Here is a 24,253-nt window from a genome sequence, read left to right as displayed (position 1 = left end):
AAGGACGCGCCAGCAGAGGATCTCGGGCGCCTCCCCTGAAGATTGTTGGGCCCAATGCAACTATGCTGCTGAAGCGATGAATTAGCAAGCATCTTTTGCGGTTCATCACGATGAACTGCGCAATCGGACGATGCAACTCCGTCGCCATTTGCACCCATGCCACGCACCCCTTAACATCTCTTTAGATACAGAGAGGAACCCGATACATGGAAGCCACTAACCTTGCTGCGCGCCGAACGGAAGACATCGCGCTTGACCTGCTGAAGTTCATCGCCGCGCACGCCAACGTCGGAGCCAAGGGCCCCGGCTCGACCGGCTTTGTCCCCTCCCCCACCGCCAAACCCGAGGAGCAGATCAACCAGCTGCTCGAGCTCTATGGGCGCTGCCGCCAGGCTGTTGAGGCACCCGTCAAGTAAGTGACTCCCGCAACTCCACTCCGTGTGGCCGTCGTCGGAGCGGGAGTCTTCGGACGCAACCACCTTCGCGTCTATCGCGAGCTTGAGCAGGCCGGGGCTGATGTTCGCCTCGCCGCCGTCATCGACCGCGACGACGCCGCGGCACAGGCCGCTGCGGAGAAGTTCGGCGTCCCCGGCTTCAGCTCCATCGAGGCCTGCCTCGCCGGGACGCAGCTCGACGCAGCCTCTGTCTGCGTCCCCACGGTGGCACACGCCGAATCTGCTGCACCGCTGCTGACCGCCGGAGTCGATCTGCTGATCGAAAAGCCGCTTGCCGCGAACCTCGAGGACGCCGACCGCATCCTCTCGCTCGCCTTCGAGCACAACCGCATCGTTCAGACCGGCCACCTCGAGCGCTTCAACCCCGCTGTCACCGCCGCGCGGAAGCACCTCCACCAGCCGATGTTCTTTGAGGCGCACCGGCTCAGCATCTTCACGCCGCGCTCGCTCGATGTGGATGTAGTGCTCGACCTCATGATCCACGACCTCGACATCGTCCTCTCGCTGGTGGACTCGCCGGTGCGCGAGGTCCGTGCCGTCGGGCTGCCTGTGCTCTCGCGCAAGGTCGACATCGCGAACGTCCGGCTTGAGTTTGTGGACGGCTGCGTCGCCAACTTTACGGCCAGCCGCGTCAGCACCGAGCGCGTCCGCAAGCTGCGCTTCTTCCAGCCCCACCAGTACCTCTCGCTCGACTTCGCACGCCAGGACCTGTTGATGATCGACGTCACAGCTGCGGCCAAACTCGACCCCGCCCAGCTCGCGGCGATGACGCAACTCCTGCAGGCATCGCAGCAACCCGGCAGCCACCCCTCGCCCGGCCTCTCGCTCTCGAAGGTCCCGGTCGAGCCCGGCGAGCCGTTGCGCCTTGAGATTGCGTCCTTCCTTGAGGCTGTCCGCAACCGCACTGCGCCGCTGGTCACTGGCGAAGACGGCCGCCGTGCCCTTGCGCTCGCGCTGGAGATCAATCGCGCCATCGCCGACCACGCCCGCCGAACCGGTCTCTGAGCCAGAGGTCCTGCCACCCGGCGAGACCACAGACGCAGGAGCAAGTTCATATCTTTCAATAGATTGCATCCCTGCGAAACTTCCCTCACCCGGAATGCGTCATACTAAACACCATGACAGTTCAGGAGCTACAGACGGATCTGTACGCGCTTGAAGAGCTCTTGCTCCATCCTGACCGTACTGCCGACCGCACGATGCTTATCCCGCTGCTCGCCAGTGACTTTAAGGAGTTCTGCACGACAGGCCGCGTCACCAACCGCCAGGAAACCATCGACGATATGCTATCGTCCCACGGTCGCGCGGCCACCATCCACTACTATGTCGTGACGCCGCTCTGCGACAACGCCGCCCTGGCCACCTACCGCCTTACCACCGTCACCTCCGTCTCCTACCGGTCGTCCCTGTGGGTGTACCGAGACAAGCGCTGGCAGCTCTTGTTCCACCAGGGAACGGTCGTCGCGTGAGCTTTACTTCTTCTCTTCGTGGTACTCCTGCTCAGTGTTGATGCTCCAGAGCGCCGCTTTGTCCACGTGCCCCGCTACAATCCCATCCACCACGGCCATCGCGGTCAGCATGCTGTGGTCCTGATTGTTGTACTTGTGCATCCCGTTCCGGCCCACTAGAAAGAGGTTCTCGAACGAGTCGGTAAACTGCCGCAGCTCGTCGAAGCGGTCGTACGTTCCAAAGTAAGCCGGGTACGTCTTCGGAACCCGCACCACATGGCCGTCGCTGACGTCTTCCGCGTTGAGTATCCCGATCTTCGCGACCTCGGCGATGGCAAACCGCTTCAGGTCCTCATCGGGCATCTTCCACAGATCGTCCGTGTCGTAGCAGAAGTACTCGAGCCCAATCCACACCTTCGACGGGTCTGCCACGAGATAAGGGCTCCAGTTGTTGAAGATCTGCAGCCGTCCGAGGAGAACATCCGGCTCCTGCACGTAGATCCACGTGTCCTTCAGCAGGCCTCCGTCATGCTCCCTCACCTTGAGCCGGTCGGCCAGCAGCCCGACGGTGATGAAGTCGCGATACTGCAGCCCTTCGCTCACCTCGCGCACGTTCTGCGGCACGGGAGCATCTAGCGCCTTGACCAGCTCCTTCATCGGCATCGTCGAGAAGAAGTAGTCTCCTGCGAAGGTCTGTCTCTCTCCGGCGCCGTTCACGGCCTCAATCGAGACAACCTTGTCTCCCTCGCAGTGCACTCGGTCCACGCGCCAGCCCATGTGAATCTCCCCGCCTCGCTCGCAGACCAGATTCGCCACATGCTCCCAGAGCTGTCCCGGCCCGAACTTCGGATACATGAAACGCTCGATCAGGCTTGTGTCCGTGGACTTCTGCTTCAGGTCTCGGGAAGGCTGCCGCTTGAAGGCCTTCTTCACGAAGTGCTTCACGGCTGTCGTCAAGCTCAAGCCCTTGATGCGCTGCGCTCCCCACTCCGCGCTGATCTTGTCGCAGGGAGTACCCCACACCTTTTCGGTGTAGCTCTTGAAGAAGGTGAGATAGAGCTGGCGACCAAAGCGGTTGATCAGAAAGTCTTCGAGGCTCTTCTCCGGCTTGATCTGGCTTACGCGCGACATCATGTAGCTTGTGCCGACCTTGATCGTTCGCGCCAGGCCGAGATTGCTCAGCGTCGTCGCCGTCAGCGTGATGGGGTAGTCGAAGAACTTGCGCAGGTAGTAGATGCGGCTCTTGCGCGGACGGATGAGCATAACGAGATCGGACGTGGGAGCAGCAGCACTGACGATGCTCGCAGTGTGTCCGTGCTCCGAGGGGTGCGGCTCGCCCGTGGGCCCGGTCTCGTCGGTATCGGTCTCGATGACGATGGGGCCAGCGCCGCGAATCACCGGCTCCTGCGTCAGATTCGCCGGAACCGCAACCAGGCGGCGATTGCCCTGGTAGCTGATCTCCTGCTCCGACTCCGTTCCGTTGCCGTTGTTCAGCTCAGGAGGCATCAGATCGATCCACCACTGCATCACTCGGTCGCTCTTGGAGAAGAACCGGTGGCCGCCGATATCCATGCGGTACCCCTTGTACCGGATGGTTCGCGAGATTCCGCCGATCTCGCCGGAGGCCTCAAGCACAATGGGCTTCACGTCGGTTCTGCGCAGCAGCTCCAGCGCTGCCGTCAACCCGGCCGGACCCGCTCCGATGATGATCGCTCTCTTGCTCATCCAGATTTCAACTATACGGTGACCGAACCCTATTCTTCAGGGATTGTCGTGTTTCCGGCACACTGGAGCATTCGCCAGATCGGGGTCTCATTGCGGCTGGAGAGAGGCGGCCTCATTCCAGAGACGCACCCTCTTCGCGATACGTTTGCCAAGGCGCAACGACGGCTCCTCTACCAGAACGCAGAACACGTGCGACACCAGCAGGACGGAAGCAAGGTAGATGATGGCCAGAGTCGTCCGCGATATCTTGCCGCAGAACAGATATGCGCCGGTGCCGGATCGGGTGCCGGATTAATTTTCTGGATGCGGTACTATTCGGAACATGACCCAATGGGAACGATTCAGGGTGTGGCTGCTCCCCTCCTCCCCCAACACTGGCAACAACAGAATCGATAGGCTGGACGGTCTTCGAACCGTCGCTATCCTCATGGTCGTCTGCTTCCATACGACCCGCCTTGGCCCCCCGTTCGGCTACAGCGGCGTTGACTTGTTCTTCGTGCTCTCCGGCTACTTCATCACCGGGATACTCCTGGGGACGAGGAGCAAACCGAACTACTGGTCTCGCTTCTACATCCGGCGAATCGCCAGAATCCTGCCGCCAGTTATCCTTTTGCTGGCGCTCTATGTCTTGGTCACAAAGCATGTTCAACCGCTTACCGTTCTGGGATATGGGCTATTCGCTGGCAACCTGACGAGTCTTACCCGCTTCAGTAGGGCCATGCTGAATCCTCTGTGGTCATTGGCGGTTGAGGAGCACTTCTACCTGCTGTGGCCTCTGGCCGTCGCGTTCTTTCGTAGGCGCACTCTCCTTATGTTGCTTCTGGCAATCCTCGTCACAGAGCCGATCCTGCGGGCAATGGCGACTCCCCACTTCGATTCGTGGGCCTATATCTACTATCTGACGCCATTTCGACTGGACAGCTTGGCGGCTGGAAGCCTCTTGGCGTTGCTGACGGAGGCGGGAGCCGCGTTTCCCTGGCAGCGTTGGTGTGGCTGGGCAGTGTTGGCGCTTTCCCCCTCCTTTCTTTTCTGCTCCACTACCGTTCGCGATGTGAACTCGGTGACGTACAACGCGCTGGCGTATTCCTTTTTCGCGGCCATCTACTTCTGTCTGGTTGCATGGGTACTCATGCTGCGCCGCGGCGTTGTCTACGATATTCTCTCTAGCCGTCCAGTCACCTACCTCGGTCGCATCAGCTATGGGGTCTATCTATTTCACATTCCCGTCAATCAGGTGATGTTACGAGCCCTACACCGCGATCCGTCCCCGGTTGACCTGATTCTAACGCTGGGTCTCGCGTCAGTAATCTACTTCGTGATGGAGCGGCCGATCATTGCGTATGCCCGGAGGCTAACCAACGATGTCCAGAAGAGTTTTGCGGAGTCGTTTAGTTGATTAGATTTGGCGCCCAAGCCACTCTTCTTCAAACTCGTCCTCATTGCAGAACCACCCATAGACTTTATTGTGATACATCCGGGTTTTAGAGACGACCGCGACGCACTGCTGGCAGGTCGCCGTCTCCGAATAGTGTTGTGGCCAGAACCAACGCAGGAAGCGATCTAGCATCTATTCACCTGTCGAGGATGGAGGCTTGCTCATATCATAGTAACTCATCATCATCGGGCCGCGAGACGCTGGTAGGCGAGCACGGCGATGGGAGAAAGCGGGGACGTCGCTGGCGGAGGAATGACTTACTTGGGCTGCGCTACCTTGAACTCGAGGCCGTTCTTACCGGCATCGATAGTGACATGGTCGCCGTGCAGCACCTCGCCGTCGAGGATCCTGATGGCCAGCTTGTCCTGCACCATGCGCTGGATCGCGCGCTTCAAAGGCCGCGCTCCATACGCACGATCGTATCCGGCCTTGAAGATCGCCTTGCGCGCCGCGTCCGTAAGCTCGAGCGTGATCTTGCGGTCCGCCAGCAGCTTCTGCACGTCCTTCAGGCGCAGATCGACGATGTGCGTCAACTGCGACTCGTCCAGCGGACGGAAGACAACGATGTCGTCCACGCGGTTGAGGAACTCCGGCCGGAAGTTCTGCCGAAGCACCTCCATCACGCGGCCTCGGGCCTCTTCGAAGCCCTCCGGGCCTGCGGCCCACGCCGTCGACAACTTGTCCGCACCGATGTTCGACGTCATGATGAGCACGGTGTTCTTGAAGTCGACTGTGCGGCCCTGCGAGTCGGTCAGCCGGCCATCGTCCAGCACCTGGAGCAGGATGTTGAAGACATCCGGATGTGCCTTCTCGATCTCGTCGAAGAGGACGACGGCGTATGGCCGCCGCCGGATCGCCTCGGTTAACTGTCCGCCCTCGTCGTAGCCGACGTATCCCGGAGGCGCACCGATCAGCCGCGAGACGGCGTGCTTCTCCATGTACTCGCTCATGTCGATCCGCACCATCGCGGTCTCGTCATCGAAGAGGAACTCAGCCAGCGCACGCGCGGTCTCTGTCTTTCCTACGCCTGTGGGCCCAAGGAAGATGAACGACCCTATCGGACGTTTTGGGTCCGATAGGCCAGCCCTGGACCGGCGAATCGCATTCGCAACCGCGCTCAACGCCTCGTCCTGTCCAACGACGCGCTCGCGCAGACGCTCCTCCATCTTCACCAGCTTCTGCGTCTCGCCTTCGAGCATCTTATTGACCGGGATTCCGGTCCACTTCGAAACAATCGCAGCGATGTCCTCCTCGTCGACCTCCTCCTTGAGCATCCTCCGCGGAGCCACGGCTTTGGGTGCGCCATCTCCCACTGGGGCATGGGAGGCAGACGCAGCATCCTCGCGAACTGCCGCATCCTGCAGCGCGGTCAGTTCGCGCAGTTCCTTCTCGAGGTTCGGAATCTCGCCATACTGCAACTCCGCAGCACGCTGCAGGTTTCCCTTGCGCGTCTCCTCCTGCATCTGGAAGCGCAGGTCCTCAAGCTGTTGCTTCAGCTCGGCGATACGACCGATTGCGCCGCGCTCCTTCTGCCAGCGCGCACGCAGCGCGGCCGCGGTCTCCTTCACCTCGGCCAGCTCTTTCTCCACGATCTCCAGCCGCTCCATGGAGTTCGGATCTTTCTCGCGCTTCAACGCCGTCCGCTCGATTTCGAGAGATGTGGCGCGGCGCTCCAGGTCGTCGATCTCAACCGGTACGCTGCCAATCTGAATCGCCAGCGCAGCCGCCGCCTCATCGACCAGGTCAATCGCCTTGTCGGGAAGAAAGCGATCAGAGATATACCGGTGCGATAACACCGCTGCCGACACAATCGCCGAGTCTTTGATGCGAACCTTGTGGTGCGCTTCGTACTTCTCCTTCAGGCCGCGCAGAATCGCAATCGTGTCCTCGACGTTCGGCTCGCCGACGTAGACAACCTGGAAGCGCCGCTCGAGCGCCGCATCCTTCTCGATGTACTTGCGATACTCGTTGAGCGTCGTCGCGCCAATCGCGCGCAGGTCGCCGCGAGCCAGCGCCGGCTTGAGCATGTTGCTCGCGTCCATCGAGCCCTCGGCCGCGCCCGCGCCGACAAGCGTATGCAGTTCGTCGATGAAGAGGATGATCTCGCCGTTCGAGCCCTCGATCTCCTTCAGCACAGCCTTCAGGCGGTCCTCAAACTCGCCGCGGAACTTCGCCCCTGCGACCATCGCTCCGAGGTCGAGCGCGCAGACGCGCTTGTTCTTCAGAATCTCCGGCACGTCGCCCAAAAAGATTCTGCGAGCGAGTCCTTCGACGATGGCCGTCTTGCCGACTCCCGGCTCGCCGATCAGCACCGGATTGTTCTTCGTCCGCCGCGAGAGCACCTGGATGACACGGCGAATCTCCTCGTCGCGCCCGATCACAGGATCGAGCTTGCCTCGCCGCGCAAGCTCGGTGAGGTCCTTGGCGTACTTCTCCAGCGCCTGAAACTTGCCCTCGGGGTTCTGGTCCGTCACACGTTGCGAGCCGCGGACCGCGCTCAGCGCCTTGAGGATCGCATCATGCGTCGCCCCGAAGCTTGCCAGCGCACTCTGCACGCCATCGCCCTTCTGCTTCGCCAGCGCGAGCAGAAGATGCTCGGTCGAGACGTAGTCGTCCTTGAAGTTCTCCGCTTCCTTGAAGCCCTGCTCCAGAACCTTCTGCAGCGCAGCCGACAGTCCGGGTTGCGCGCCTCCCTGCACCTTCGGCAGCTTTGTAATCGCCGAGTTCACCCCGCTCAGCAACTGCTCCACCGGAACCCCGACCTTGTCGAGTACCGGGATCACCACTCCCTCGCGGTCCTCGAGCAGCGCCGCCATCAGGTGAAGCGGCAGCACCTCAGGGTTGCCGTTCTCCGCGGCATGGCCCTGCGCCCCCTGGATCGCCTCCTGGGACTTCACTGTCAGTTTTTCCCACTTAATCGCCATTCAAATCCTCCACACACTCCGACCCCCAAATACTAGCCGGGCTTATTCTTTTGATGCCTCACTGGCTATAAAAAACGGGAGACCGTTTAGCCTCCCGTTCCGGAATCGTTCGAACGAACCTTAGGCCGCTGACGCCTCTACCTGCTTGGGCTCCGGCGTGGAACCTACTGAGATCTTCACCTGCTTTGGCTTCGCCTCCGCCTTCTTGTTAAGGGAGATCGTCAACACGCCGGCGTCGTAAGAAGCCGCGATTGAATCGGTGTCCACCGTCTGCGGAACAGTGAAGCTCCGAACGAAGCTGCCATAACTGCGCTCGATGCGGTGAAAGTTCTCTTCCTTCTCTTCCTTCTCGAACTTCCGCTCACCCTTGACGGTCAGAGTCTGGTTTTCCAGACGGATGTCCAGATCCTCCTGCTTGATGCCCGGGACTTCGAGCTTCAGCACGACCTTATGGGCATCCTCATAGACATCAACCGGGGGAACAAAGTTTCCGGTTGAAAGGCTCTCGGTCTCGCCAGAGACACGAGGGAATTCATTGAAGATTGAGTTCAGCCTGTGCTGCAGCAGCGCCACGTCGCTCAGCGGCGCACGAAACGGAGCAAATCGAGTGATCGTCATACCTTACATCCTCCTGATAATTCCTTAGATTTGTCGCCGGTTGACCGGCCAGCTATCTATAAGACGCATGATTAGCGTAAAGGTTGCATATTATTTGATACAAACACACTCATATATTTCACCCAACGCCCGTAACCCTTTATCCCTCAATTGTGGGAGATACTTTCCCACCCTGCTCGGATATGCTTGGCCCAGCGCGAAAATCGCTCGTATCTCGCGACCTCCCGGGGACTTAGCCGGTTGGCGCGACTCTCAGGACCACTTTCTGTGAAGCGCTTGCTGCCCATCCTGCTACTGGTTCCCGCCCTGTTGACAGGGTGCGGCGTAACTCCTTCCCAGCTCGCGCCGCCCGTCGCGACGAGCCACTCCCTCAGAGGAGGGGTCCACGGTGGACAACAGGGGGTCGCCGGAGCGCACGTCTATCTCTTTGCAGCCAACACCGCAGCCTACGGCGCGGCGAGCCTTCCGCTACTCATCCAGTCTGATCCGCGCGTCTCGACCGATGCTCTGGGGCCTTACGTAACCACCGATGCGAATGGCAACTTTTCCCTCTCCAGGGGATACGTCTGCTCAGCCGGACAAGAGGCCTACGTGCTCGTCATGGGAGGCAATCCCGGGCTTCAGTCAGAGGTGACCAATCCCGGCCTCGCGATGATGGCCGTGCTGGGGCCATGCCCGAGCGATGGCAATCTGGGCGATAACGTGCCCTACCTTGCCGTCAACGAGGTTACGACCATTGGAGCGGTGTACGCGCTCTCCGGGTTCATGACGGATCTGACCCACGTCAGCTCCGGACCATCGGCGGCCTCAAAGCAGGGGCTTGCCAACGCCTTTGCCACGGCAGGCAATCTGGTCAACGTCGGCGCCGGAACCGCCAACGATCAGAACCTGGTCGGCAACGGCTCGGTGCCGCAGGCGGAGATCAACACACTGGCCGACATCCTGGTCCCCTGCGTCAACTCGGACGGCACAACCTCGGCCTGCTCCACACTCTTCAACAGCGTACGCGCGGCGGGCGACACCTCCACGATCGCCGACACCGCGACCGCAGCCTTGAAGATCGCACGGAACCCGGCCCTGAACATTTCCGCGCTCTTCAACCTTGTGCCCTCCGCCGCGCCCTTTCAGCCGACGCTGGCCACGGCGCCGAACGACTGGACGATCGGAGTCACCTTCTTCTCCGAGAGCATGGGAGGGCCATACTATCCTGCCTTCGATTCAGCCGGAAACCTCTGGGTGCCTTCGTACACGGCCAGCGCCCTGTTTGAATTCGACCCCTTGGGGACGCCGCTCGACGGAGGGTACGGCTTCAGCGGAGGCGGGCTGAACGTGCCCTTTGCCGTGGCCGTGGACTCGCTGGACAACGTCTGGGCGGTGAACTTCTGGCCCCTCGGCTCGTCCAGCGTCTCGCGCTTTCGCGGCAACGGTTCCCCGGTGACCTCGGCAGCCTACGCCTGTTCTTCGGCCTGCTACTTCCCTGCCGTTGACGCCTCCGGAAATCTCTGGGTCTCAGGCCAGACTGCCACGACGGTGCTCAGCCCGGGCGGAACGAAGGTCGCCACCTTCCTCGCCAACTCGTATAACTCCGGGATGGCGATCGACTCGGGCGGCCACGGGTGGACCCTGGGCCACAACCAGGTCCTCTACCGGTTTGACTTGTCGACTGGAGCTTCCACGCAGTTCTCCGAGTCCGTCACGGCGGCCTCGGGCAAAGATCTGACACCTATGGCAGTGGATGCCTCGAACCATCTTTGGCTTGTGAGCAACCGCAACAACGCCATCGGCAAGCTCAACAGCAGTGGAACCCTGATCTCCCCGCCCGGAGGTTACACCGGCGGAGGGTTGAAGGGCCCTGCGGGGATTGCCGTGGATGGCTCGGGAAACATCTGGGTCGCGAACCGCGATGGCAACTCCATCTCGGCCTTCACCAACACCGGCACGGCGATCACGCCTTCCACCGGGTACCAGGCGCAGTATGTCAGCGGCCCGCGTGGGATCGCAGTCGATCTCTCGGGGAACGTGTGGGTCGCAAACTTCACCTACAACTCGGTGACGGAGTTTGTCGGCGTGGCGACTCCCGTAAAAACTCCTATCACGCCCTCAATGCTGGGACAGCGCCCGTAGTCGCCAGCCAGCCGCTAGGCGTAGACGCCGATCAGCCTCAACTGCTCCGCAGAGTACCCGAGCAACGAGAGCTGCTCGAAGGTGACGGTCCAGGTAGTGGCTGGATTCACGGGAGAGGCGATCTCCTCGGGCAGCCCTGCGCGACGCAGCCGGTTGAGAAGCTGGATGCTGTCTTCGAAGTGGATGGCGGCGTAGCGGGGATCGGCGATTCTATCGTCCGGAGGCATGCACCGGAGAATGCGCAGCGGATGATCAACGTCGAACCGAACCTGGCAGGTGTGCATCGCGCTCGCGGGTCTTCGTGGCGAATGGTAACACCAAAAACCCCGATGCGGCTACTGCTCGCATCGGGGCTAAACGCGGAGTAAGAGAGTCTCGTTACTTGGGATTGTTGTTATCGGCGTTGACGACCAGCAGCGCATCAGAGACCGGCGTGAAATCGCTGTGGAACTGGCCAACGTGCGAGAAGACCACCTGCCGATTGGGGTTGATCAGGAAGGTCGAGGGATAGACTGTCTCGTCCGTCGCGTTCCAGCGCAGGCCATACAGGTTAGTGAAGCTGTAGTCAGGATCGAGGACGAGGTGAACGTTGGAGGGCAGCGCCACACTTCCCAGGAGAGATGCGGCGTCAGAGGCGAGGTTCTTGTTCGCGGCCCCGGGAAAGACAACGAGCATCTGCGCACCAAGCGCGGCAAACTGCGCGGCGTACTGCTGGTAGCTATTAAAGATCTGCTGCGAAAACGGGCATAGATAGCCTGGATATCCACGCAGAACGACGAGAACCACCGGGCCTCCGCTCCTGGCAAGAGAGCTTAGAGTGATGGCGCTGCCGCTGAGTGTGGGAAGGGTGAAGTCCGGCGCGGTCTGGCCCACAGCCGGGGGCGCGGCTACGGCCGGAAGCGAGACAGCAAGCAGAAGGACGGGGAGGAGGAACAATCTGCGCATGCTCATACCAGAGATTGTAGGAAGACCCACGGGTGGCTGTAATACAACTTTCGGGTGCAGGGGAGGGGCAGAGATGGCGGCTGGGTTGCTTCCACGGGGCATTTGCCTCATTCCAGAGGGGGTACCGCTCCTGTAGGAGTGGAGTACTCTTGGGGCAAAGGAGATCGCTCAGGATGAAAGCTGCTCGAATTGGCCTGCTCGCGGGTCTGCTGATGGGGGTAACGCTCTCCGGAGCCGCGCAGCAGGACACAAAGACACTGGCTGCCCAGCGGGCCGACATGACGTGGCTCGCGCTCGTCGACTCCGAACAGTACGACCAGAGTTGGAAGGATGCCGGCCCCGCCTTTCAATCGGCCGTGACGCAGGAGAAGTGGACTGAGACCATCAAGCGAGTCCGCGATCAGATGGGCAAGCTGGTCGTCCGGCGGCTGAAGAGCGCCTCCTACTCGAAGTCACTGCCCGGCGCGCCTGACGGCGAGTACGAGGTCATCATCTTCGAGACCAGCTTCGAGCACAAGCAGGTGGGCTACGAGACGGTCATCACAAGCGTCCAGAAGGACGGCGCCTGGCGCGTGGTGGGCTACTACATTAAGTAGGGCTAGAACCTATCCCATAAATAAATTGACGAGCCGGTTTGGCCCGCCCTCGGCATAACTTCCGGATTGCCGGTGATACGTCGGGTTCATGGTTGCGTTCTGAATTCCGCGTTGGCGAGCGCCCTTTTTGCTCACAAACAGCGAGGTGGGCAAAAAACGCAAATTATGACGCGTTCGGCAACAGTACAGTTCTGTTCAGCATCTCTAGTTCCTAAAGCGAGGGCGTGGCAACTGCGATTTCGGTGCCAGCGTTGAGCGGCAGTGGGCCCGTATGAGAGAGTCGTAGCTCCCCTATTACGACCACCACACGGATGCCCCGCGACCGTTAATGCCCATGCGGAATGACGGAGGAACAAGAAGATGAGCAAAACTACTTGGCTGGTCACTCCTGTCGTGAGCGCGATTCTGACCCCGTTGCTCACTGTATCTGTTGCATCCGCTGCGACGGTCACCCAAACGAATGTCAGTCCTACCGCGGCTCATTTTCCGCAAAACAAACAAAACGAGTCACCGATGGCGGCCAATCCCATCGACGCAAGTAACGCGATCAGCGGGGCGAACGACGAAATCCAGGAACCGGACTGCACGCCCGCGACTGGAGGCTCTTCCAGTTGCCCCTTCTCTCCCACAGTGCAGACCACCGGCGTCTATGTGACCAAGGATGGCGGCAGTTCGTGGTCGAAGACAATCCTGGATTGGAGCAGCGCGAATCTCCGCTCCGACGGTGATCCGGTCGTCGCATTTGGTCCCAAGCCCAATGGGACCGGCGGCTTTACATATGCTAACGGTGCGCGCGCCTACTTTGGATCGTTGGCCGGAGTTCTGGGCGTTTCCTCCGCATCACCACAGGAGTTCATCGCCGTGGCGACGTCGGATGATCGTGGCACGACATGGAGCGCGCCTGTCGTCGCCACCTCGCGGACGAATCCGGTTGACTTCAACGACAAGATCGCGATCTGGGTAGACAACAACCCAACCAGCCCCAACTTTGGAGTCGTGTACGTCAGCTGGACGCTCTTCAGGGGCGTGGGCAACTTTGGCAAATCGAACACCTTCTCTCCTGAGCCGATCATGTTCGCGCGATCCACTGATGGCGGGCAAACATTCGAAAATGCGAAGCAGTTGACGCAGGCAGCGAACAATGGCTCCGTGGGCGGACGGCAAGGTTCGACGATTCGTTCGGCGCCCAATGGCGACGTGTTCGTCTTCTGGGATGGTGCCCTGAAGGGTCAGAGCGCGATCCTCGCCGCACGTTCGACCGACGGTGGCGTCAGGTTTACGCGACCGTTCCTCGTCAGCTTCAAAAACGATGTGCCATCACCGTTCCCCGGCGCTAGTTTCCGCACCGACAGCTTTCCTATGGTGGACATCGATGCATCGGGAAACCTCTTCGTTGTGTGGACGGATTCCACCAACGGTCACAGCGTCGTCAAACTGGCGAAATCGACGGACAGCGGAGCGTCGTGGGACGTGAGCGTTGCGGCGGACGTGACGGGGCGCAGTGCCTTCTATCCGGGGGTCGCGGTTAGCGCAACCAACGTCTTTATCGGCTTCAACGCAATTGACGACAAGCCGGCAGGTACCGCGCCCGGTGCGGGTGTCGTGTTCTATGACTCCTACTTTGTGCTCTCAAGCGATAGTGGCGCGTCCTTCGGCTCGTCAGTGAAGATCAGCACGGTAAGTTCGGATCCGGATGTCTCGACGACAAATGGGTTGGGCTCGCAATTCTTGGGCGATTACAACGGCGCGGCTGCAAGTTCGGATGGCTCGTTCTGGTTTTCGTGGACCGACACGCGCAACGGTGCGACGTGCTCCGCGATTGACGCATGGCGTGCGTCCGGATTCACGACGACAAAGCCCAACATCTACGATTCGTGCTCGCCAGGCTTTGGCAACTCCGATATTTTCGTTGCACATGTAACGCCGTAAAGCAGGTAAGAGTCTGGGACAATCGGCGGGCCGGCAAGGGTCAGTCCCAGCGCAAGCACCTAAGCTGAGTGGCACTTCCTCCAGGCGGGTGCCCTCAGCATGCAGTTCTCGAATTGGCTCCCTATTGTCAATCAGCGCCACAGGCGCAAAATAGGTCGCATCGAACCAGTTCCGAACGGATGGTCGGCAATACGGAAGTAATTCTGCCAAGTTTCGCCGACCAGAGGCAATTATGAGATGGGTTCTAGTCTCTGGTGCCTCGTCCGGCATAGCGGTAGATGGCGCATAGCTCGTCGCCGGTCGAACCGTACTCTTCCTGCTGGGCGATGGCCTCAAGGTCCGCAGCATGGTCCTCGGGCGACATGGCGACCTGGCCCTGCCAGAGCTTTCGGAAGCCGGGATGGCGGTCGAGCGTGGCGACGTGCTCGGCGTTGACGTAGAGGATGTCGAGGTCGCCGGGGCGTCGCGCAAAGGCGCTCTCAATGCGGCGGAGGAGCGCAGCGACGACGGGGTCTTCAAAGGGATGGAAGAGAAAGACGACCGTGGGGGTGGCAGGTAGCTCGAAGTTGAGGGCATCCTCGTGCACGACGCGGATTGGGGAGATGCGCTGCGCGGTGGAATCGGTCGCGTGTGCATGGGTCCACAGATCGACGTTATGCTGAGCGATCGCAGCCATCGAAGCGTTCAGCTCGACCCCAACTACCTCGCGGAAGCGGAACTCGCTTGCGAGCAGAACGGCGCGGCCCTTCCCTGCTCCCAGGTCGAGAAAGGTGTAGGTCGCGGGCGGATGCGGCGGCGGCGTCTCGCGCCACTGCTCCACGAGCGCGCGAAGGATGCTCGGCGCGACGCCGTAGTAGGCGGTGACGTGGTCGTCATTCGGGTGTCCGGTGAAGAGGTCAGCGGCGGGGACAAGGCCGCTGGTGTCGGTACCGTGAATCTGGTCGAAGGGATGAATGGGTTTGGTGGTCGCGCGAAGCAGGTCGCGCGGACGCTTTGCGACAGGTGGCGGATCTTTCTGCGGGGCGAGTTGGGCCTTTTGCTTGGGCATGGAGTCGCTTCAACGGATCTGAACCAGGTTAGGGTTGCCGTCGAGGCCTAAGATGCGGCGGCCCGCAGGAGTGATCTGCAGCGGAGTCCACGGCGGTTCGTTCAGGATGACGACGATCGTCTCGCCCGCTTCTTCCAACCCGGCGAGACGGTTCTGGATCTGCGCGGTCACTTGGGCAGCAGCTTCATCGGTTGGACTGGTCAGCACAAGCTCAATATAGATGCGATGTTTCCGCGGAACCCCAGGGATTCCTGCGCCCGGAGCCTCGGGGTCGTGCTGGATGCTGATCGAGCGGACAAGGCCAAGATCAACGACGTTGCACGGCAACGCAGGGTCGTAGCAATTGCGCAGCGCGGAGAGGATTTGGGCCTCGGTGAGCATGAGATGTTGCAGCTTTCCCCCATAAAGTAGTGTACCCTCCGCCATTGAGGACGGAGGGCAGGCATCACAGGACAGCCTTCAGAGGTTACTCAACGCGGTAGCGAATTTATCCGCAATCAGAGGGAAGCCGTTTTCGTTCGGATGGAGCTCATTCCCCCATACCTGCTGGTACGCATCGTCTGCCAGTTTGGTAGACAAGGTATTTCGCAGATCGACGTGGCGAACATTGGCAAAGTCAGCCAGTTGAGGAAGCGTCTGAAGCATTGCGTTGAATCTGTCGATCAGATCGTGCATGGCATCAGTATTCTGCTGCAGATCGCCAAAGCGCTTCTCGTTGAAACCGGGCTGCAACCACGGTCCCGGCAGCGGCCACAAGCCCAGAACGCCTCTGCCGTCAGGAACGGGGTAGTCGTAACCGTGAATGAGAACAGGCAGGACCTTGCCCAGCGAGGAACTCTTGCAAAGCTGATTCACGCCGGAGAGCATCGCGGTGTAGGCCGCCTTCAGCCGCTGGTTGATCAGCCCATCAATCATCTCATCGTTCCAGCCGGCGATTACGGAGTCCTTGCTGTTCAGCAGCATGCCGAACTCTTTGCCTGCGATATCGTTGCCGCCCCCGGAGATGAGTACCGCCTGGGGCACGGCTCCCTGATCGAGGACCTCCTCCAGGCATTCCTGCAGCTTGTAAAGCTGCGAGTCGTGCTCAACCATGGCCTCAATCCTGTCTCCCGCATGTGCCGCAGAGCGAACGGTGTAGCCATAATGTTCTTTCAACTGCTCCAGGATGTCTCGATCGAAATAGTCGAACCATGAGTCTCCGGCGGCGATCAGGAACCCGGTTGTTTGATGTGCCGTATCGACGAAGCCCACTGCCGGCTGAGCAAAGCCCGACATCTGAACATTGAACCTGATCGGGCTGGTGTGTTTTGCGATTGCTGCTGCACGGTTGGCACGCGCAATCTTACGGCGTGCGAGAACTGCATCGGCTGATTTTTGACCATTTGCGATTGCATCGATGATGTGCTGCTCTGCCATGAATCACCTCGACCGCATCTTCGGCCTTTGGCCCTGACCCTGTGCGGAGTTGCGGCAAGACTAACAGCAGGCAGCAGATTGGCGTTGCCTTTTTTGCCATCGATTTACAAGAACTTTCGCAGCAGGAGAGGATCAGTGCTTGCGTTCAACCAGATAGTTCGCAACCGCCTTCAGCGGATTGGCTGCCTCTCCAAACGGTGCGAGAGCATCGAAGGCGTCGGCGATAAGCTCCTCGGCATCCTTCAGCGAGCTGTCGATCCCGAAGACGGCGGGCCACGTGGCCTTGATGCTGGCCGTGTCCTTGCCGGCGGTCTTGCCAAGCTCCGCAGAGCTCTGCGTCATGTCGAGGACGTCGTCGACGATCTGGAAGGCGAGGCCAGCCTTTTCGCCGAAGGTGCGCAGGCGGGAGATGGTGTCTTCGTGGCCGGCGGTCTTAGCGTTCGCGAGGCCGAGCAGGCCACCCGAAACGATGCTCGTGGTGATCAGCGCGCCTGTCTTAGCGCGGTGGATGGACTCCACCAGTTCGGCGGTGGGCTGCTTCCCTTCCGACTCGATATCGACGACTTGGCCGCCGATCATTCCAGGAGGAAGCGGACTGTGGGTGCCGACCCCGGTGCCGATGGCAAGCGAGACCTCGCGCAGAATCGCAACTGTCGTGGCCGGTGGAATAGGAAGCGCAGCGATGGTCTGGAAGGCGAGCGTCTGCAGCGAATCGCCCGCGAGGATGGCGATGGCTTCGCCGAAGACGACGTGGCATGTAGGCTTGCCGCGGCGCAGGTCGTCGTTGTCGAGCGCCGGCAGGTCGTCATGGATCAGCGAATACGTGTGGACCATCTCGATGGCCGCGCCGAGGTCCGCCGCGCCTTCGGGGATATCCTTGCCGCCTGCGACCATGCGGGCGGCCTCCATGCAGAGGATGGGACGGAGGCGCTTGCCTCCAGCAAACGTGCTGTGCCGCATGGCCCGGTGGATGGAGTGCGGAAGCGTATCGGTCGCGGGCAGCAGGCGTTCGAGGGCGTCGTCAGCAAGCTGCGCGCCGGATTGAAGCAGGGCGTGTACGTTCGGAGACATCAGACCTTGATGATAAATGCTAGAACGCTGGCGAGGTTCTGCGGAGTCGCAGTCCATTGAGCCAGATGAGGATAATCACTCCAAGTGAAAGCACACTGATGCTGTCGCCGAGGGTGTGGTCCGGGCCGTTGCTCCAGGTGACACGGACGTGTGCAGGGCCAGCAGGGAGCGGAATGGCGATGAGTCCGTCATCGCGACTGACCTCCTCCCGAACCTCTCCGTTGACCTTGACGCTCCACGCGGGGTAGCGGCGCAGGTCGAGGATAAGGGTCTCGGGGGAGGTCAGATTGAGGTCGAGGGCGAGCGGAGCCGGGCTGGCGGCTTGCGTTGCCGCGACGTCAGGTGCTGGCGCGCTCGGGTCAGGCGATAGCCACCACGACGGATCGGTGTGCGCGAGCGAGTCGTTGTCGGCGGTGGTGGGAGTGTACTCGTCCGTTGGGTCGGTGCCGGGGTTGGCCGAGCGGAAGAGTGCAAGCCGCGCCGCGACGGTGTCCTCGGAGTCGCAAGGCTGGCGAAAAGCCCGGTAGGACGGAAGCGCAAGCGCAACAGCGGCCAGCAGGGCCACCATGGTCGCCATCGCCGGGGTGAGCCTGATACGGGAGAGCGCAGCAGCGAGCGCAATGCCAAAGACAGCGGCGAGGACAGCGAGAAACCGCCACGGGAACTGCAGAAAGGCAAGCTCAGGAGTGTAGCTCCAGAGCGGCGCGGAGACCGGGGTGAGCAGGACGACGACGACCAGCGCGAGGACAGCGAGCGGCAGTAGAGGCTGCGCCTCTGGATTCAAGGCGGGCTCCGGCTGGCGGCGGCTGCGGGCGGCGAGCAGCAGCGCGGCGGCAGAGAGACCGATCACGATGACGGCAACGACGGAGGCAGTGTGCAAGACGAGGTCATGGTCGGGATCGCTGGTGTGGCCGAAGAGGAAGTTGTCGCGGAAGCTCATGCCCGCGATCGTGGCCATGGCGGCCTGGACCCAGCGGCGCTCATACGCGGCGGGCACGATGTAGAACGCAGCAGAGCCGAGACCGAGCAGCGCTCCCGCCACCGCGCTCGCGGCAAATCGGGCGCAGTCGCGCAGGTTGTGTCTACGGCGCCACGTAAGAGCGAGCCGGACGATCCCAACGAGCGCGACGGCATAGCAGCCCATCACCGCCGCCGGCGCATTCGTGAGCCACAGCAACGCGATGGGAATCGCGACGCGCAGCACGGAGACGCGTGGGCGCAAAACAGAGTCGAGCGCGAAGGGGAGGATCGCCGCTGCGAGCAGCTCACCATAGGCCGTGCGCTCGTACGCGGTGAAGAGCGTGTAGGGGTTCGCAAGATAGACCACAGCGGCCAGCAGCGCGGCGGCAGGCGGCACAGACCGTCGCACAACGGTGTGCAGCGCGAGTCCTGCGGCGGTCAGCGCGAGCCAGGTATAGACGATGGGAGTCCACGTCCACGGCAACACGAGGCCGAGCAGTGCGCCGAGCATCCACGAGAGCGGAGGGTAAAAGACGAACCGCGGCTCACCCGCTCCCCACGCAGGCGTGAAGGCCCACTGCGGATAGAGTGTCCCGTGGCTGAACTGCCGCGCGGCCTCAAACCAGTTGAGGAGGTGGAAGTCGAAGTCGTGGCCGCAGGAACAACCGTGCACGATGAGAGGGTGGATGGCGAAGAACGCGACCAGCGGAATAAGGATGTAAGGGAGCCGGTCGCGCTTCATGGGTTGAGAGTATCAACAAAGGCTGCTTGCGGAGCCTATTCGGACGATGCCTCGTGCTCTGCGGAGGCGACAAGCGAGAGACGCGGCTGCCAGTCATCGCTGATCAGCGGGCGCGGTTGGATGGCTGCTGGCTTGATCTCCGGTAGCTCCTGCTCTCCGATCTTCAACTCGCGTAGCCGGCGATTAATCGAGAACAGCCCACCCTGGCCCTCGGCGCGGATGAGCATGTCGTCGTACGCCTTGCCTGCGTTGCGCAGCGCCTTGCCCAGCGCGTCGATGGAGGCGTGCAGGCCGGCGAGCTTCGACTGCACTTTGAGCGCCTCGTCGCGAATGAGCGCGGCATCGCGCGCGATCTGCGACTGTTGCCAGCCATAGGCGACCGCCTTCAGCAGCGCGATGAGCGTCGTCGGAGTCGCGAGCAGCACGTTGCTCTCAGCACTGTGCTCCAGCAACGAGGGGTCCTGCTCCAGCGCGGCGCTGAACAACACCTCGCTGGGAAGGAAACACACGACGAAGTCCGGTGAGTCCGGGAACTGCTTCCAGTACGCCTTGCTGCACAGCGAGTCGAGATGTTTGCGTACGTGGGCTGCATGCGCGGCGAGATGGGCGGCGCGCGCCGTCTCGTCCTCGGTGGCGCTGGCTTCGAGGAAGGCGTCGAGTGGCGTCTTGGCATCAACAATAATGCTGCGGCCATTGGGCAGCTTGACGACCAGGTCAGGACGGATCGCCTGGTCCTCGCCCTTCACGTACTTTTCGACGTCGAAGGAGGCGTACTGCACCATGCCCGCGAACTCGACGCAGCGGCGCAGCTGCATCTCGCCCCAGTTGCCGCGCGCCTTCGGAGCGCGGAGCGCCTGCACGAGCTGCGTCGTCTCCTTGCGCAGGTCGGCGTGCGAGCGCTGCATGTTCTGTATCTCCGTGAGCACGGCCTGGTAGGCTCCCTCGCGTTTCGTCTCCAACTGCTGGGTATGCGTCTCCAGCTTGCTCAGCGACTCCCGCATCGGCTCGAGCAGCTTCTCGATCGAGGATTGTTTTTGCGAGAGGTCTTTGTCGGCCTCGGTCTGCTGCTTTTCGAGCTCTCCTTTGGCGAGCGCGAGCAACCGCTTGCTGTTGGCGTCGAGGGCGCTGGCAGCCAGCGCGTCGAAGCTTGCCTTGAGGTTCTTCTCCACCTCAAGGAGGTTCTGAATCTTCTCGTCCGCCGCCTTCTGTCCGGTCTCGAGCTCCGCCCTAAGGGCTGCGGCGCTCTCGCGGGCGGCGGCTGCGGCTCTACGCTCCTCGGCGAGCTCCTTCTCACGCAGGGCGAGCGACTGCTCCCTCGCCGCAAGCGTCTCGCGCAGGTGTGTAGCCTCCTTCTCGCGCAGGGCGCGGTCAGCCTGAGCGACGGCGCGTGCGGCCTGCACGCGGCCATTCACCACCAGCCAGCCGATGACAACACCGGCGACACAACCGAGGAGGAACCAGAGCATCTGCATCCCCTCAATTTACGCTTAATCTTCGCCATCCCCAAGCTAAATCTTCACGGGGTAGCCCGCCAGGTACTTAGGGTCGAAGTGATCGAACGTAGCAGCGATAGGCTTGTGCTCTCCGTTTCGAAACGGAGATAATCCCTCGCGAATCTTGAGCTTCGGGGCCTGAGCGGAGTTTTTGTGTTCTCCCCGGGGTGTCAAACGCGGGCGACATGCTTAAAAGCAGATGGGCGATGGTGATAGCAAATACACTTACTTCGATCAACTGCCCTAATCAAAGACCCTTGGGTGCAGGAAAATGCACTCCCCGGGAGCAGAAGGCTTCCCCGGAAATGAAGAACTGGCATCCCCTTGCAGAAGACCGGAACAAGGAAATCCGGAAGATCTGTTTTGGACTGTGCAAGTTGCGGCATATCTGCTCGTTGCCGGGACGCGCCAACGTTGTTGCGCGCCGCCCACTTTGCTTTACACTCGAAAAGGCGCTCAGTATTCTTGAGGTTTGCGGGGACGTGCGCCCGGACTTTTCTAAGGCAAGACAGGAGATACGACATGGCAGCAGTGGATGAGAAGGTAAAACAGATTATCGTCGAGCAGCTTCAGGTGGATGAAGCCGAAGTGACCCCCGGCGCAAGCTTTCAGGAGGACCTTGGTGCCGACTCCCTCGACGTGGTCGAGCTCGTCATGCAGTTCGAAGAAGCCTTCGATATCCAGATCCCCGATGAGGACGCCGAAAAGATCAAGACGGTGAAGGACGCCGTCGATTACATCGAGAAGAACCAGAAAGCGGCAAAGTAAACCAATGGAACAGCGTCGTGTTGTTGTAACCGGCCTCGGGCTGATCTGTGGCGTAGGCAACACCGCGCCCGAGGTCTGGGCCGGCCTGCTGGCGGGCAAGAGCGGCATGGCCGAGATCAAGGCGTTTGATCTCACCGGTCATCCCGTCCGCTTCGCAGCCGAGGTCAAAGACTTCGACCCGCTGAAGTTTATCGAAAAGAAAGAGTCCCGGAAGATGGGCCGCTTCATTCACTTCGCGCTGGCCGCGGCGGAGGAGGCGATGCAGCACTCCGGGCTCAAAATCACCCCTGAGAACGCGGACAACATCGGCGTTCACATCGGCTCGGGAATCGGCGGGTTCGACGTTATCGAGCGCGAGCATACCGCGCTGATGAACGGCGGCCCGCGCAAGATCTCACCCTTCTTCATCCCTGCCTCCATCGTCAACCTCGCCGCCGGACACGTCTCCATCCGCTACGGCGCCAAGGGCCCGAACGAGGCGACTGCGACGGCCTGCACCACCTCGGCGCACTCCATCGGCGATGCCTTCCGCATCATCCAGCGCGGCGACGCCGACGCGATGATCGCCGGTGGGGCCGAAGCCGCCATCACGCCGATGGGCGTAGGCGGGTTCGCCGCCATGAAGGCGCTCTCCACCAAGAACGACGATCCCGAGCACGCCTGCCGCCCCTGGGACAAGGACCGCGACGGGTTCGTCTGCGGCGAAGGAGCAGGAATCCTCATCCTCGAGGAGCTCGAGTTTGCTAAGGCGCGTGGAGCGAAGATTCTCGCCGAGATCATCGGCTACGGCATGTCCGCCGACGCCTTCCACATGACCGGAATGGCGCCGGAGGGCGAGGGCTGCGCGCGCTCCATGAAGCACGCGTTGCGGGTTGCTGGAATCGAGCCGGACAAGATCGACTACGTGAACGCGCACGCCACCTCGACTCCGCTGGGAGATGCCATGGAGTCGAAGGCCATCGAGACCGTCTTCGGCGAACGCGCACTGAACCACACCCTTCTGGTCAGCTCCACCAAGTCGATGACGGGCCACCTGCTGGGCGGCGCCGGAGGCCTCGAGGCGGGCATCACCATCCTCGCTATGTGCAACCAGATCGCCCCGCCGACCATGAACCTCACCGACCCCGACCCCGAGTGCCGGCTGAACTACGTTCCCAACAAGCCCGTATCGGCGAAGATCGACTACGCGCTGTCGAACTCCTTCGGCTTCGGAGGAACCAACGGTTCGCTTATCTTCAAGCGCTGGACGGAATAAGCAACAGATTCAGTCACAAATCAAAGCTACGGCTTCGGCTGTGGCTTTTTCTTTCGCTACATCGTGGGGCCGGTCACGCGCCACGGCGAGACCGTGTTCCACTTCTTCAGCTCCTCCCTTGCCCAGGCGTTCGTCTTGTCCTTGTGGCATGAGGTGCAGGGATTCGGAATGTTGGCCTGCTCCGTGAGTGTGGGCGTGATGAAGCGGAAGGTGTGGCTGGCGACGTAGTTGTCCTTGATGGTCTGGGCGATGAGCGGCATGTGGCAGGCAACGCACTCGCTGCCCTTGCTGCCTTCAGCGTGGTGAGTGTGCTCGCTGACGCTTGTGCGCAGACCGGCCGGGTTCTGAACGTTGGGAGCGTGGCACTTGAGACAGAGCGCATTCCCCTTCCTCAACAGGAGACGGGGGTTGTCGTTGTTGTGGACCTCGTGGCAGTCGAAGCAGCGCATCTGGCGGTGGTACATCGTGCTCTGCACGAAGTCATTGCCCTGCATGCGGTTTTTGTGGGCGGTGAGGTCGGCGTACTGAAAGAAGTTGGTGACTCCCGGCTTCAGCTCCTCAAGCTGCCAGTAGTCGGCGAGGCGTTCACCGGGCAGGAAGCCTACGGGCCAGTCATACCGCTTGCCCGCAAAGCTCTCCTTCAGCGGCCTTCCTTGGCTGTGGCACTGGATGCAGGTGTCATTCCCACGCACGTAGTCGAGGGTCTCGGGATTGACGATATTCTGCCGCGTCGGTTTGGCCACGTGCGCGCTGCCGGGGCCGTGGCACTTCTCGCAGCCGACGTTCCACTCGGTCACCGCGTGCGTTTCGATGTTGTAGTTCACCGAGTGGCAACCGTCGCACAGCGGGCCGGTAGGCCGTTCGAAGTTGCTCTCGCCGTAAAAGGGGACCCACCAGTCGGTACCTTTTTCGACGTGATACGGGAGCCACCTCTTCTTTGCGACGTCCCACTGCGCGGGCTCAGGGTAGTAGTCGTTGCCGCGCTTGGTGAAGAACCGCTGCTTCCACCCGCTGCCGTAGACGAACGCGACGTCCTTCAGGTCGAAGGTGACGAGCGGGTCAGCATGAGTGAAGTCCGCGAGAACGGCGTCCGGATGCTCCTTCGGATCGCGCACGACATTGGCCATGCGGGTCTGCTTCCAGCCGGTGTACTCCGCCTCGTGACATCGCTTGCAGCTCGCTGAGCCGACGAAGTGAGGTTTCGCTTGAACACTCTGCGTCCATCCACACGCAGGCATCGCCATCAGCAGCGCGAGCAGCCGCAGGGAACATCTCATCAGACCCAACCCTCCGCTGGTTCG

Annotated in this window: 21 protein-coding genes; 9 read left to right on the top strand and 12 right to left on the bottom strand. The window is 61.4% G+C overall.

The window, feature by feature from the left end:
- Positions 1 to 206: 206 nt before the first annotated feature.
- The 3 genes from OHL16_RS11470 to OHL16_RS11460 all read left to right on the top strand — a co-directional run bounded on the left by OHL16_RS11470 (position 207) and on the right by OHL16_RS11460 (position 1,924).
- Complete coding sequence (locus OHL16_RS11470; protein WP_263367261.1) at positions 207 to 416, top strand: hypothetical protein; 210 nt, start codon at positions 207 to 209, stop codon at positions 414 to 416.
- Complete coding sequence (locus tag OHL16_RS11465) at positions 417 to 1,460, top strand: Gfo/Idh/MocA family protein (RefSeq protein ID WP_263367260.1); 1,044 nt, start codon at positions 417 to 419, stop codon at positions 1,458 to 1,460.
- A 113-nt stretch (positions 1,461 to 1,573) separates the two neighbouring features.
- Positions 1,574 to 1,924, top strand: coding sequence for a nuclear transport factor 2 family protein (locus tag OHL16_RS11460; RefSeq protein ID WP_263367259.1), 351 nt, complete (start codon positions 1,574 to 1,576; stop codon positions 1,922 to 1,924).
- 3 nt (positions 1,925 to 1,927) lie between these two features.
- Here the strand turns inward: OHL16_RS11460 and OHL16_RS11455 are convergent, their stop codons facing one another.
- On the bottom strand, positions 1,928 to 3,628 hold the full coding sequence (locus tag OHL16_RS11455; RefSeq protein WP_263367258.1) for an NAD(P)/FAD-dependent oxidoreductase: 1,701 nt from the start codon (positions 3,626 to 3,628) through the stop codon (positions 1,928 to 1,930).
- Between the two features lie 346 nt (positions 3,629 to 3,974).
- Here OHL16_RS11455 and OHL16_RS11450 point away from each other — a divergent pair, with 346 nt between their 5' ends.
- Positions 3,975 to 5,024, top strand: coding sequence for an acyltransferase family protein (locus OHL16_RS11450; protein ID WP_263367257.1), 1,050 nt, complete (start codon positions 3,975 to 3,977; stop codon positions 5,022 to 5,024).
- Positions 5,025 to 5,320: 296 nt separating this feature from the next.
- On the opposite strand, the gene clpB is transcribed toward OHL16_RS11450, so the two are convergent.
- Together clpB and OHL16_RS11440 are read right to left on the bottom strand one after the other, a co-directional pair.
- The gene (gene clpB, locus OHL16_RS11445; protein WP_263367256.1) at positions 5,321 to 7,987 is read right to left on the bottom strand and encodes an ATP-dependent chaperone ClpB; all 2,667 of its coding nucleotides are present in this window, start codon (positions 7,985 to 7,987) and stop codon (positions 5,321 to 5,323) included.
- 120 nt (positions 7,988 to 8,107) lie between these two features.
- The gene (locus OHL16_RS11440) at positions 8,108 to 8,605 is read right to left on the bottom strand and encodes an Hsp20/alpha crystallin family protein (protein ID WP_263367255.1); all 498 of its coding nucleotides are present in this window, start codon (positions 8,603 to 8,605) and stop codon (positions 8,108 to 8,110) included.
- 267 nt (positions 8,606 to 8,872) lie between these two features.
- On the opposite strand from OHL16_RS11440, the gene OHL16_RS11435 reads away from it, so the two are divergent.
- Positions 8,873 to 10,729: an NHL repeat-containing protein gene (locus OHL16_RS11435; RefSeq protein ID WP_263367254.1), complete on the top strand. Its 1,857-nt coding sequence runs from the start codon at positions 8,873 to 8,875 to the stop codon at positions 10,727 to 10,729.
- Between the two features lie 14 nt (positions 10,730 to 10,743).
- On the opposite strand, the gene OHL16_RS11430 is transcribed toward OHL16_RS11435, so the two are convergent.
- Together OHL16_RS11430 and OHL16_RS11425 are read right to left on the bottom strand one after the other, a co-directional pair.
- Positions 10,744 to 11,013: a hypothetical protein gene (locus tag OHL16_RS11430; protein WP_263367253.1), complete on the bottom strand. Its 270-nt coding sequence runs from the start codon at positions 11,011 to 11,013 to the stop codon at positions 10,744 to 10,746.
- Positions 11,014 to 11,107: 94 nt separating this feature from the next.
- Entirely contained in the window at positions 11,108 to 11,680 is a 573-nt protein-coding gene (locus OHL16_RS11425; protein ID WP_263367252.1) for a redoxin domain-containing protein, read from the bottom strand.
- A 167-nt stretch (positions 11,681 to 11,847) separates the two neighbouring features.
- On the opposite strand from OHL16_RS11425, the gene OHL16_RS11420 reads away from it, so the two are divergent.
- Both OHL16_RS11420 and OHL16_RS11415 read left to right on the top strand, forming a co-directional pair.
- The gene (locus tag OHL16_RS11420) at positions 11,848 to 12,270 is read left to right on the top strand and encodes a DUF4019 domain-containing protein (RefSeq protein WP_263367251.1); all 423 of its coding nucleotides are present in this window, start codon (positions 11,848 to 11,850) and stop codon (positions 12,268 to 12,270) included.
- A 360-nt stretch (positions 12,271 to 12,630) separates the two neighbouring features.
- Positions 12,631 to 14,199, top strand: coding sequence for a sialidase family protein (locus tag OHL16_RS11415; RefSeq protein ID WP_263367250.1), 1,569 nt, complete (start codon positions 12,631 to 12,633; stop codon positions 14,197 to 14,199).
- A 244-nt stretch (positions 14,200 to 14,443) separates the two neighbouring features.
- Here OHL16_RS11415 and OHL16_RS11410 read toward each other — a convergent pair whose 3' ends face one another.
- From OHL16_RS11410 to rmuC, 6 genes are all read right to left on the bottom strand, one after another.
- The gene (locus OHL16_RS11410; RefSeq protein WP_263367249.1) at positions 14,444 to 15,247 is read right to left on the bottom strand and encodes a class I SAM-dependent methyltransferase; all 804 of its coding nucleotides are present in this window, start codon (positions 15,245 to 15,247) and stop codon (positions 14,444 to 14,446) included.
- A gap of 9 nt (positions 15,248 to 15,256) precedes the next feature.
- Positions 15,257 to 15,628 carry a metal-sulfur cluster assembly factor gene (locus tag OHL16_RS11405; RefSeq protein WP_263367248.1) on the bottom strand — a complete coding sequence of 124 codons (372 nt, stop codon included), beginning with the start codon at positions 15,626 to 15,628 and terminating at the stop codon, positions 15,257 to 15,259.
- Positions 15,629 to 15,706: 78 nt separating this feature from the next.
- Positions 15,707 to 16,663: an SGNH/GDSL hydrolase family protein gene (locus OHL16_RS11400; protein ID WP_263367247.1), complete on the bottom strand. Its 957-nt coding sequence runs from the start codon at positions 16,661 to 16,663 to the stop codon at positions 15,707 to 15,709.
- Between the two features lie 132 nt (positions 16,664 to 16,795).
- Positions 16,796 to 17,734, bottom strand: coding sequence for a polyprenyl synthetase family protein (locus OHL16_RS11395; protein WP_263367246.1), 939 nt, complete (start codon positions 17,732 to 17,734; stop codon positions 16,796 to 16,798).
- A gap of 19 nt (positions 17,735 to 17,753) precedes the next feature.
- Positions 17,754 to 19,436, bottom strand: coding sequence for a 6-pyruvoyl-tetrahydropterin synthase-related protein (locus OHL16_RS11390; protein ID WP_263367245.1), 1,683 nt, complete (start codon positions 19,434 to 19,436; stop codon positions 17,754 to 17,756).
- Positions 19,437 to 19,471: 35 nt separating this feature from the next.
- Positions 19,472 to 20,902, bottom strand: a complete 1,431-nt coding sequence (rmuC, locus tag OHL16_RS11385) for a DNA recombination protein RmuC (RefSeq protein WP_263367244.1) — start codon at positions 20,900 to 20,902, stop codon at positions 19,472 to 19,474.
- Positions 20,903 to 21,451: 549 nt separating this feature from the next.
- On the opposite strand from rmuC, the gene OHL16_RS11380 reads away from it, so the two are divergent.
- Together OHL16_RS11380 and fabF are read left to right on the top strand one after the other, a co-directional pair.
- Positions 21,452 to 21,697: an acyl carrier protein gene (locus OHL16_RS11380; protein ID WP_020715918.1), complete on the top strand. Its 246-nt coding sequence runs from the start codon at positions 21,452 to 21,454 to the stop codon at positions 21,695 to 21,697.
- 4 nt (positions 21,698 to 21,701) lie between these two features.
- On the top strand, positions 21,702 to 22,952 hold the full coding sequence (fabF, locus tag OHL16_RS11375) for a beta-ketoacyl-ACP synthase II (RefSeq protein WP_263367243.1): 1,251 nt from the start codon (positions 21,702 to 21,704) through the stop codon (positions 22,950 to 22,952).
- Positions 22,953 to 23,008: 56 nt separating this feature from the next.
- On the opposite strand, the gene OHL16_RS11370 is transcribed toward fabF, so the two are convergent.
- Entirely contained in the window at positions 23,009 to 24,229 is a 1,221-nt protein-coding gene (locus OHL16_RS11370) for a cytochrome c3 family protein (protein ID WP_263367242.1), read from the bottom strand.
- Positions 24,230 to 24,253 lie beyond the last annotated feature (24 nt).

Source organism: Edaphobacter bradus (assembly GCF_025685645.1).
GTDB classification, from domain to species: domain Bacteria; phylum Acidobacteriota; class Terriglobia; order Terriglobales; family Acidobacteriaceae; genus Edaphobacter; species Edaphobacter bradus.
The sequence above is the reverse complement of the archived record's forward strand: the minus strand, read 5'-3'. Positions and strand labels throughout refer to the sequence as shown.

Bases quoted from the DNA above. Each gene is read 5' to 3' on its own strand.
- OHL16_RS11400 (WP_263367247.1), bottom strand. From the start codon at position 16,663: ATGGCAGAGCAGCACATCATCGATGCAATCGCAAATGGTCAAAAATCA.
- OHL16_RS11395 (WP_263367246.1), bottom strand. From the start codon at position 17,734: ATGTCTCCGAACGTACACGCCCTGCTTCAATCCGGCGCGCAGCTTGCT.
- OHL16_RS11380 (WP_020715918.1), top strand. From the start codon at position 21,452: ATGGCAGCAGTGGATGAGAAGGTAAAACAGATTATCGTCGAGCAGCTT.
- OHL16_RS11390 (WP_263367245.1), bottom strand. From the start codon at position 19,436: ATGAAGCGCGACCGGCTCCCTTACATCCTTATTCCGCTGGTCGCGTTC.
- fabF (WP_263367243.1), top strand. From the start codon at position 21,702: ATGGAACAGCGTCGTGTTGTTGTAACCGGCCTCGGGCTGATCTGTGGC.
- OHL16_RS11460 (WP_263367259.1), top strand. From the start codon at position 1,574: ATGACAGTTCAGGAGCTACAGACGGATCTGTACGCGCTTGAAGAGCTC.
- OHL16_RS11440 (WP_263367255.1), bottom strand. From the start codon at position 8,605: ATGACGATCACTCGATTTGCTCCGTTTCGTGCGCCGCTGAGCGACGTG.
- clpB (WP_263367256.1), bottom strand. From the start codon at position 7,987: ATGGCGATTAAGTGGGAAAAACTGACAGTGAAGTCCCAGGAGGCGATC.
- rmuC (WP_263367244.1), bottom strand. From the start codon at position 20,902: ATGCTCTGGTTCCTCCTCGGTTGTGTCGCCGGTGTTGTCATCGGCTGG.
- OHL16_RS11415 (WP_263367250.1), top strand. From the start codon at position 12,631: ATGAGCAAAACTACTTGGCTGGTCACTCCTGTCGTGAGCGCGATTCTG.
- OHL16_RS11425 (WP_263367252.1), bottom strand. From the start codon at position 11,680: ATGAGCATGCGCAGATTGTTCCTCCTCCCCGTCCTTCTGCTTGCTGTC.
- OHL16_RS11430 (WP_263367253.1), bottom strand. From the start codon at position 11,013: ATGCACACCTGCCAGGTTCGGTTCGACGTTGATCATCCGCTGCGCATT.
- OHL16_RS11405 (WP_263367248.1), bottom strand. From the start codon at position 15,628: ATGCTCACCGAGGCCCAAATCCTCTCCGCGCTGCGCAATTGCTACGAC.
- OHL16_RS11420 (WP_263367251.1), top strand. From the start codon at position 11,848: ATGAAAGCTGCTCGAATTGGCCTGCTCGCGGGTCTGCTGATGGGGGTA.
- OHL16_RS11455 (WP_263367258.1), bottom strand. From the start codon at position 3,628: ATGAGCAAGAGAGCGATCATCATCGGAGCGGGTCCGGCCGGGTTGACG.
- OHL16_RS11470 (WP_263367261.1), top strand. From the start codon at position 207: ATGGAAGCCACTAACCTTGCTGCGCGCCGAACGGAAGACATCGCGCTT.
- OHL16_RS11370 (WP_263367242.1), bottom strand. From the start codon at position 24,229: ATGAGATGTTCCCTGCGGCTGCTCGCGCTGCTGATGGCGATGCCTGCG.
- OHL16_RS11410 (WP_263367249.1), bottom strand. From the start codon at position 15,247: ATGCCCAAGCAAAAGGCCCAACTCGCCCCGCAGAAAGATCCGCCACCT.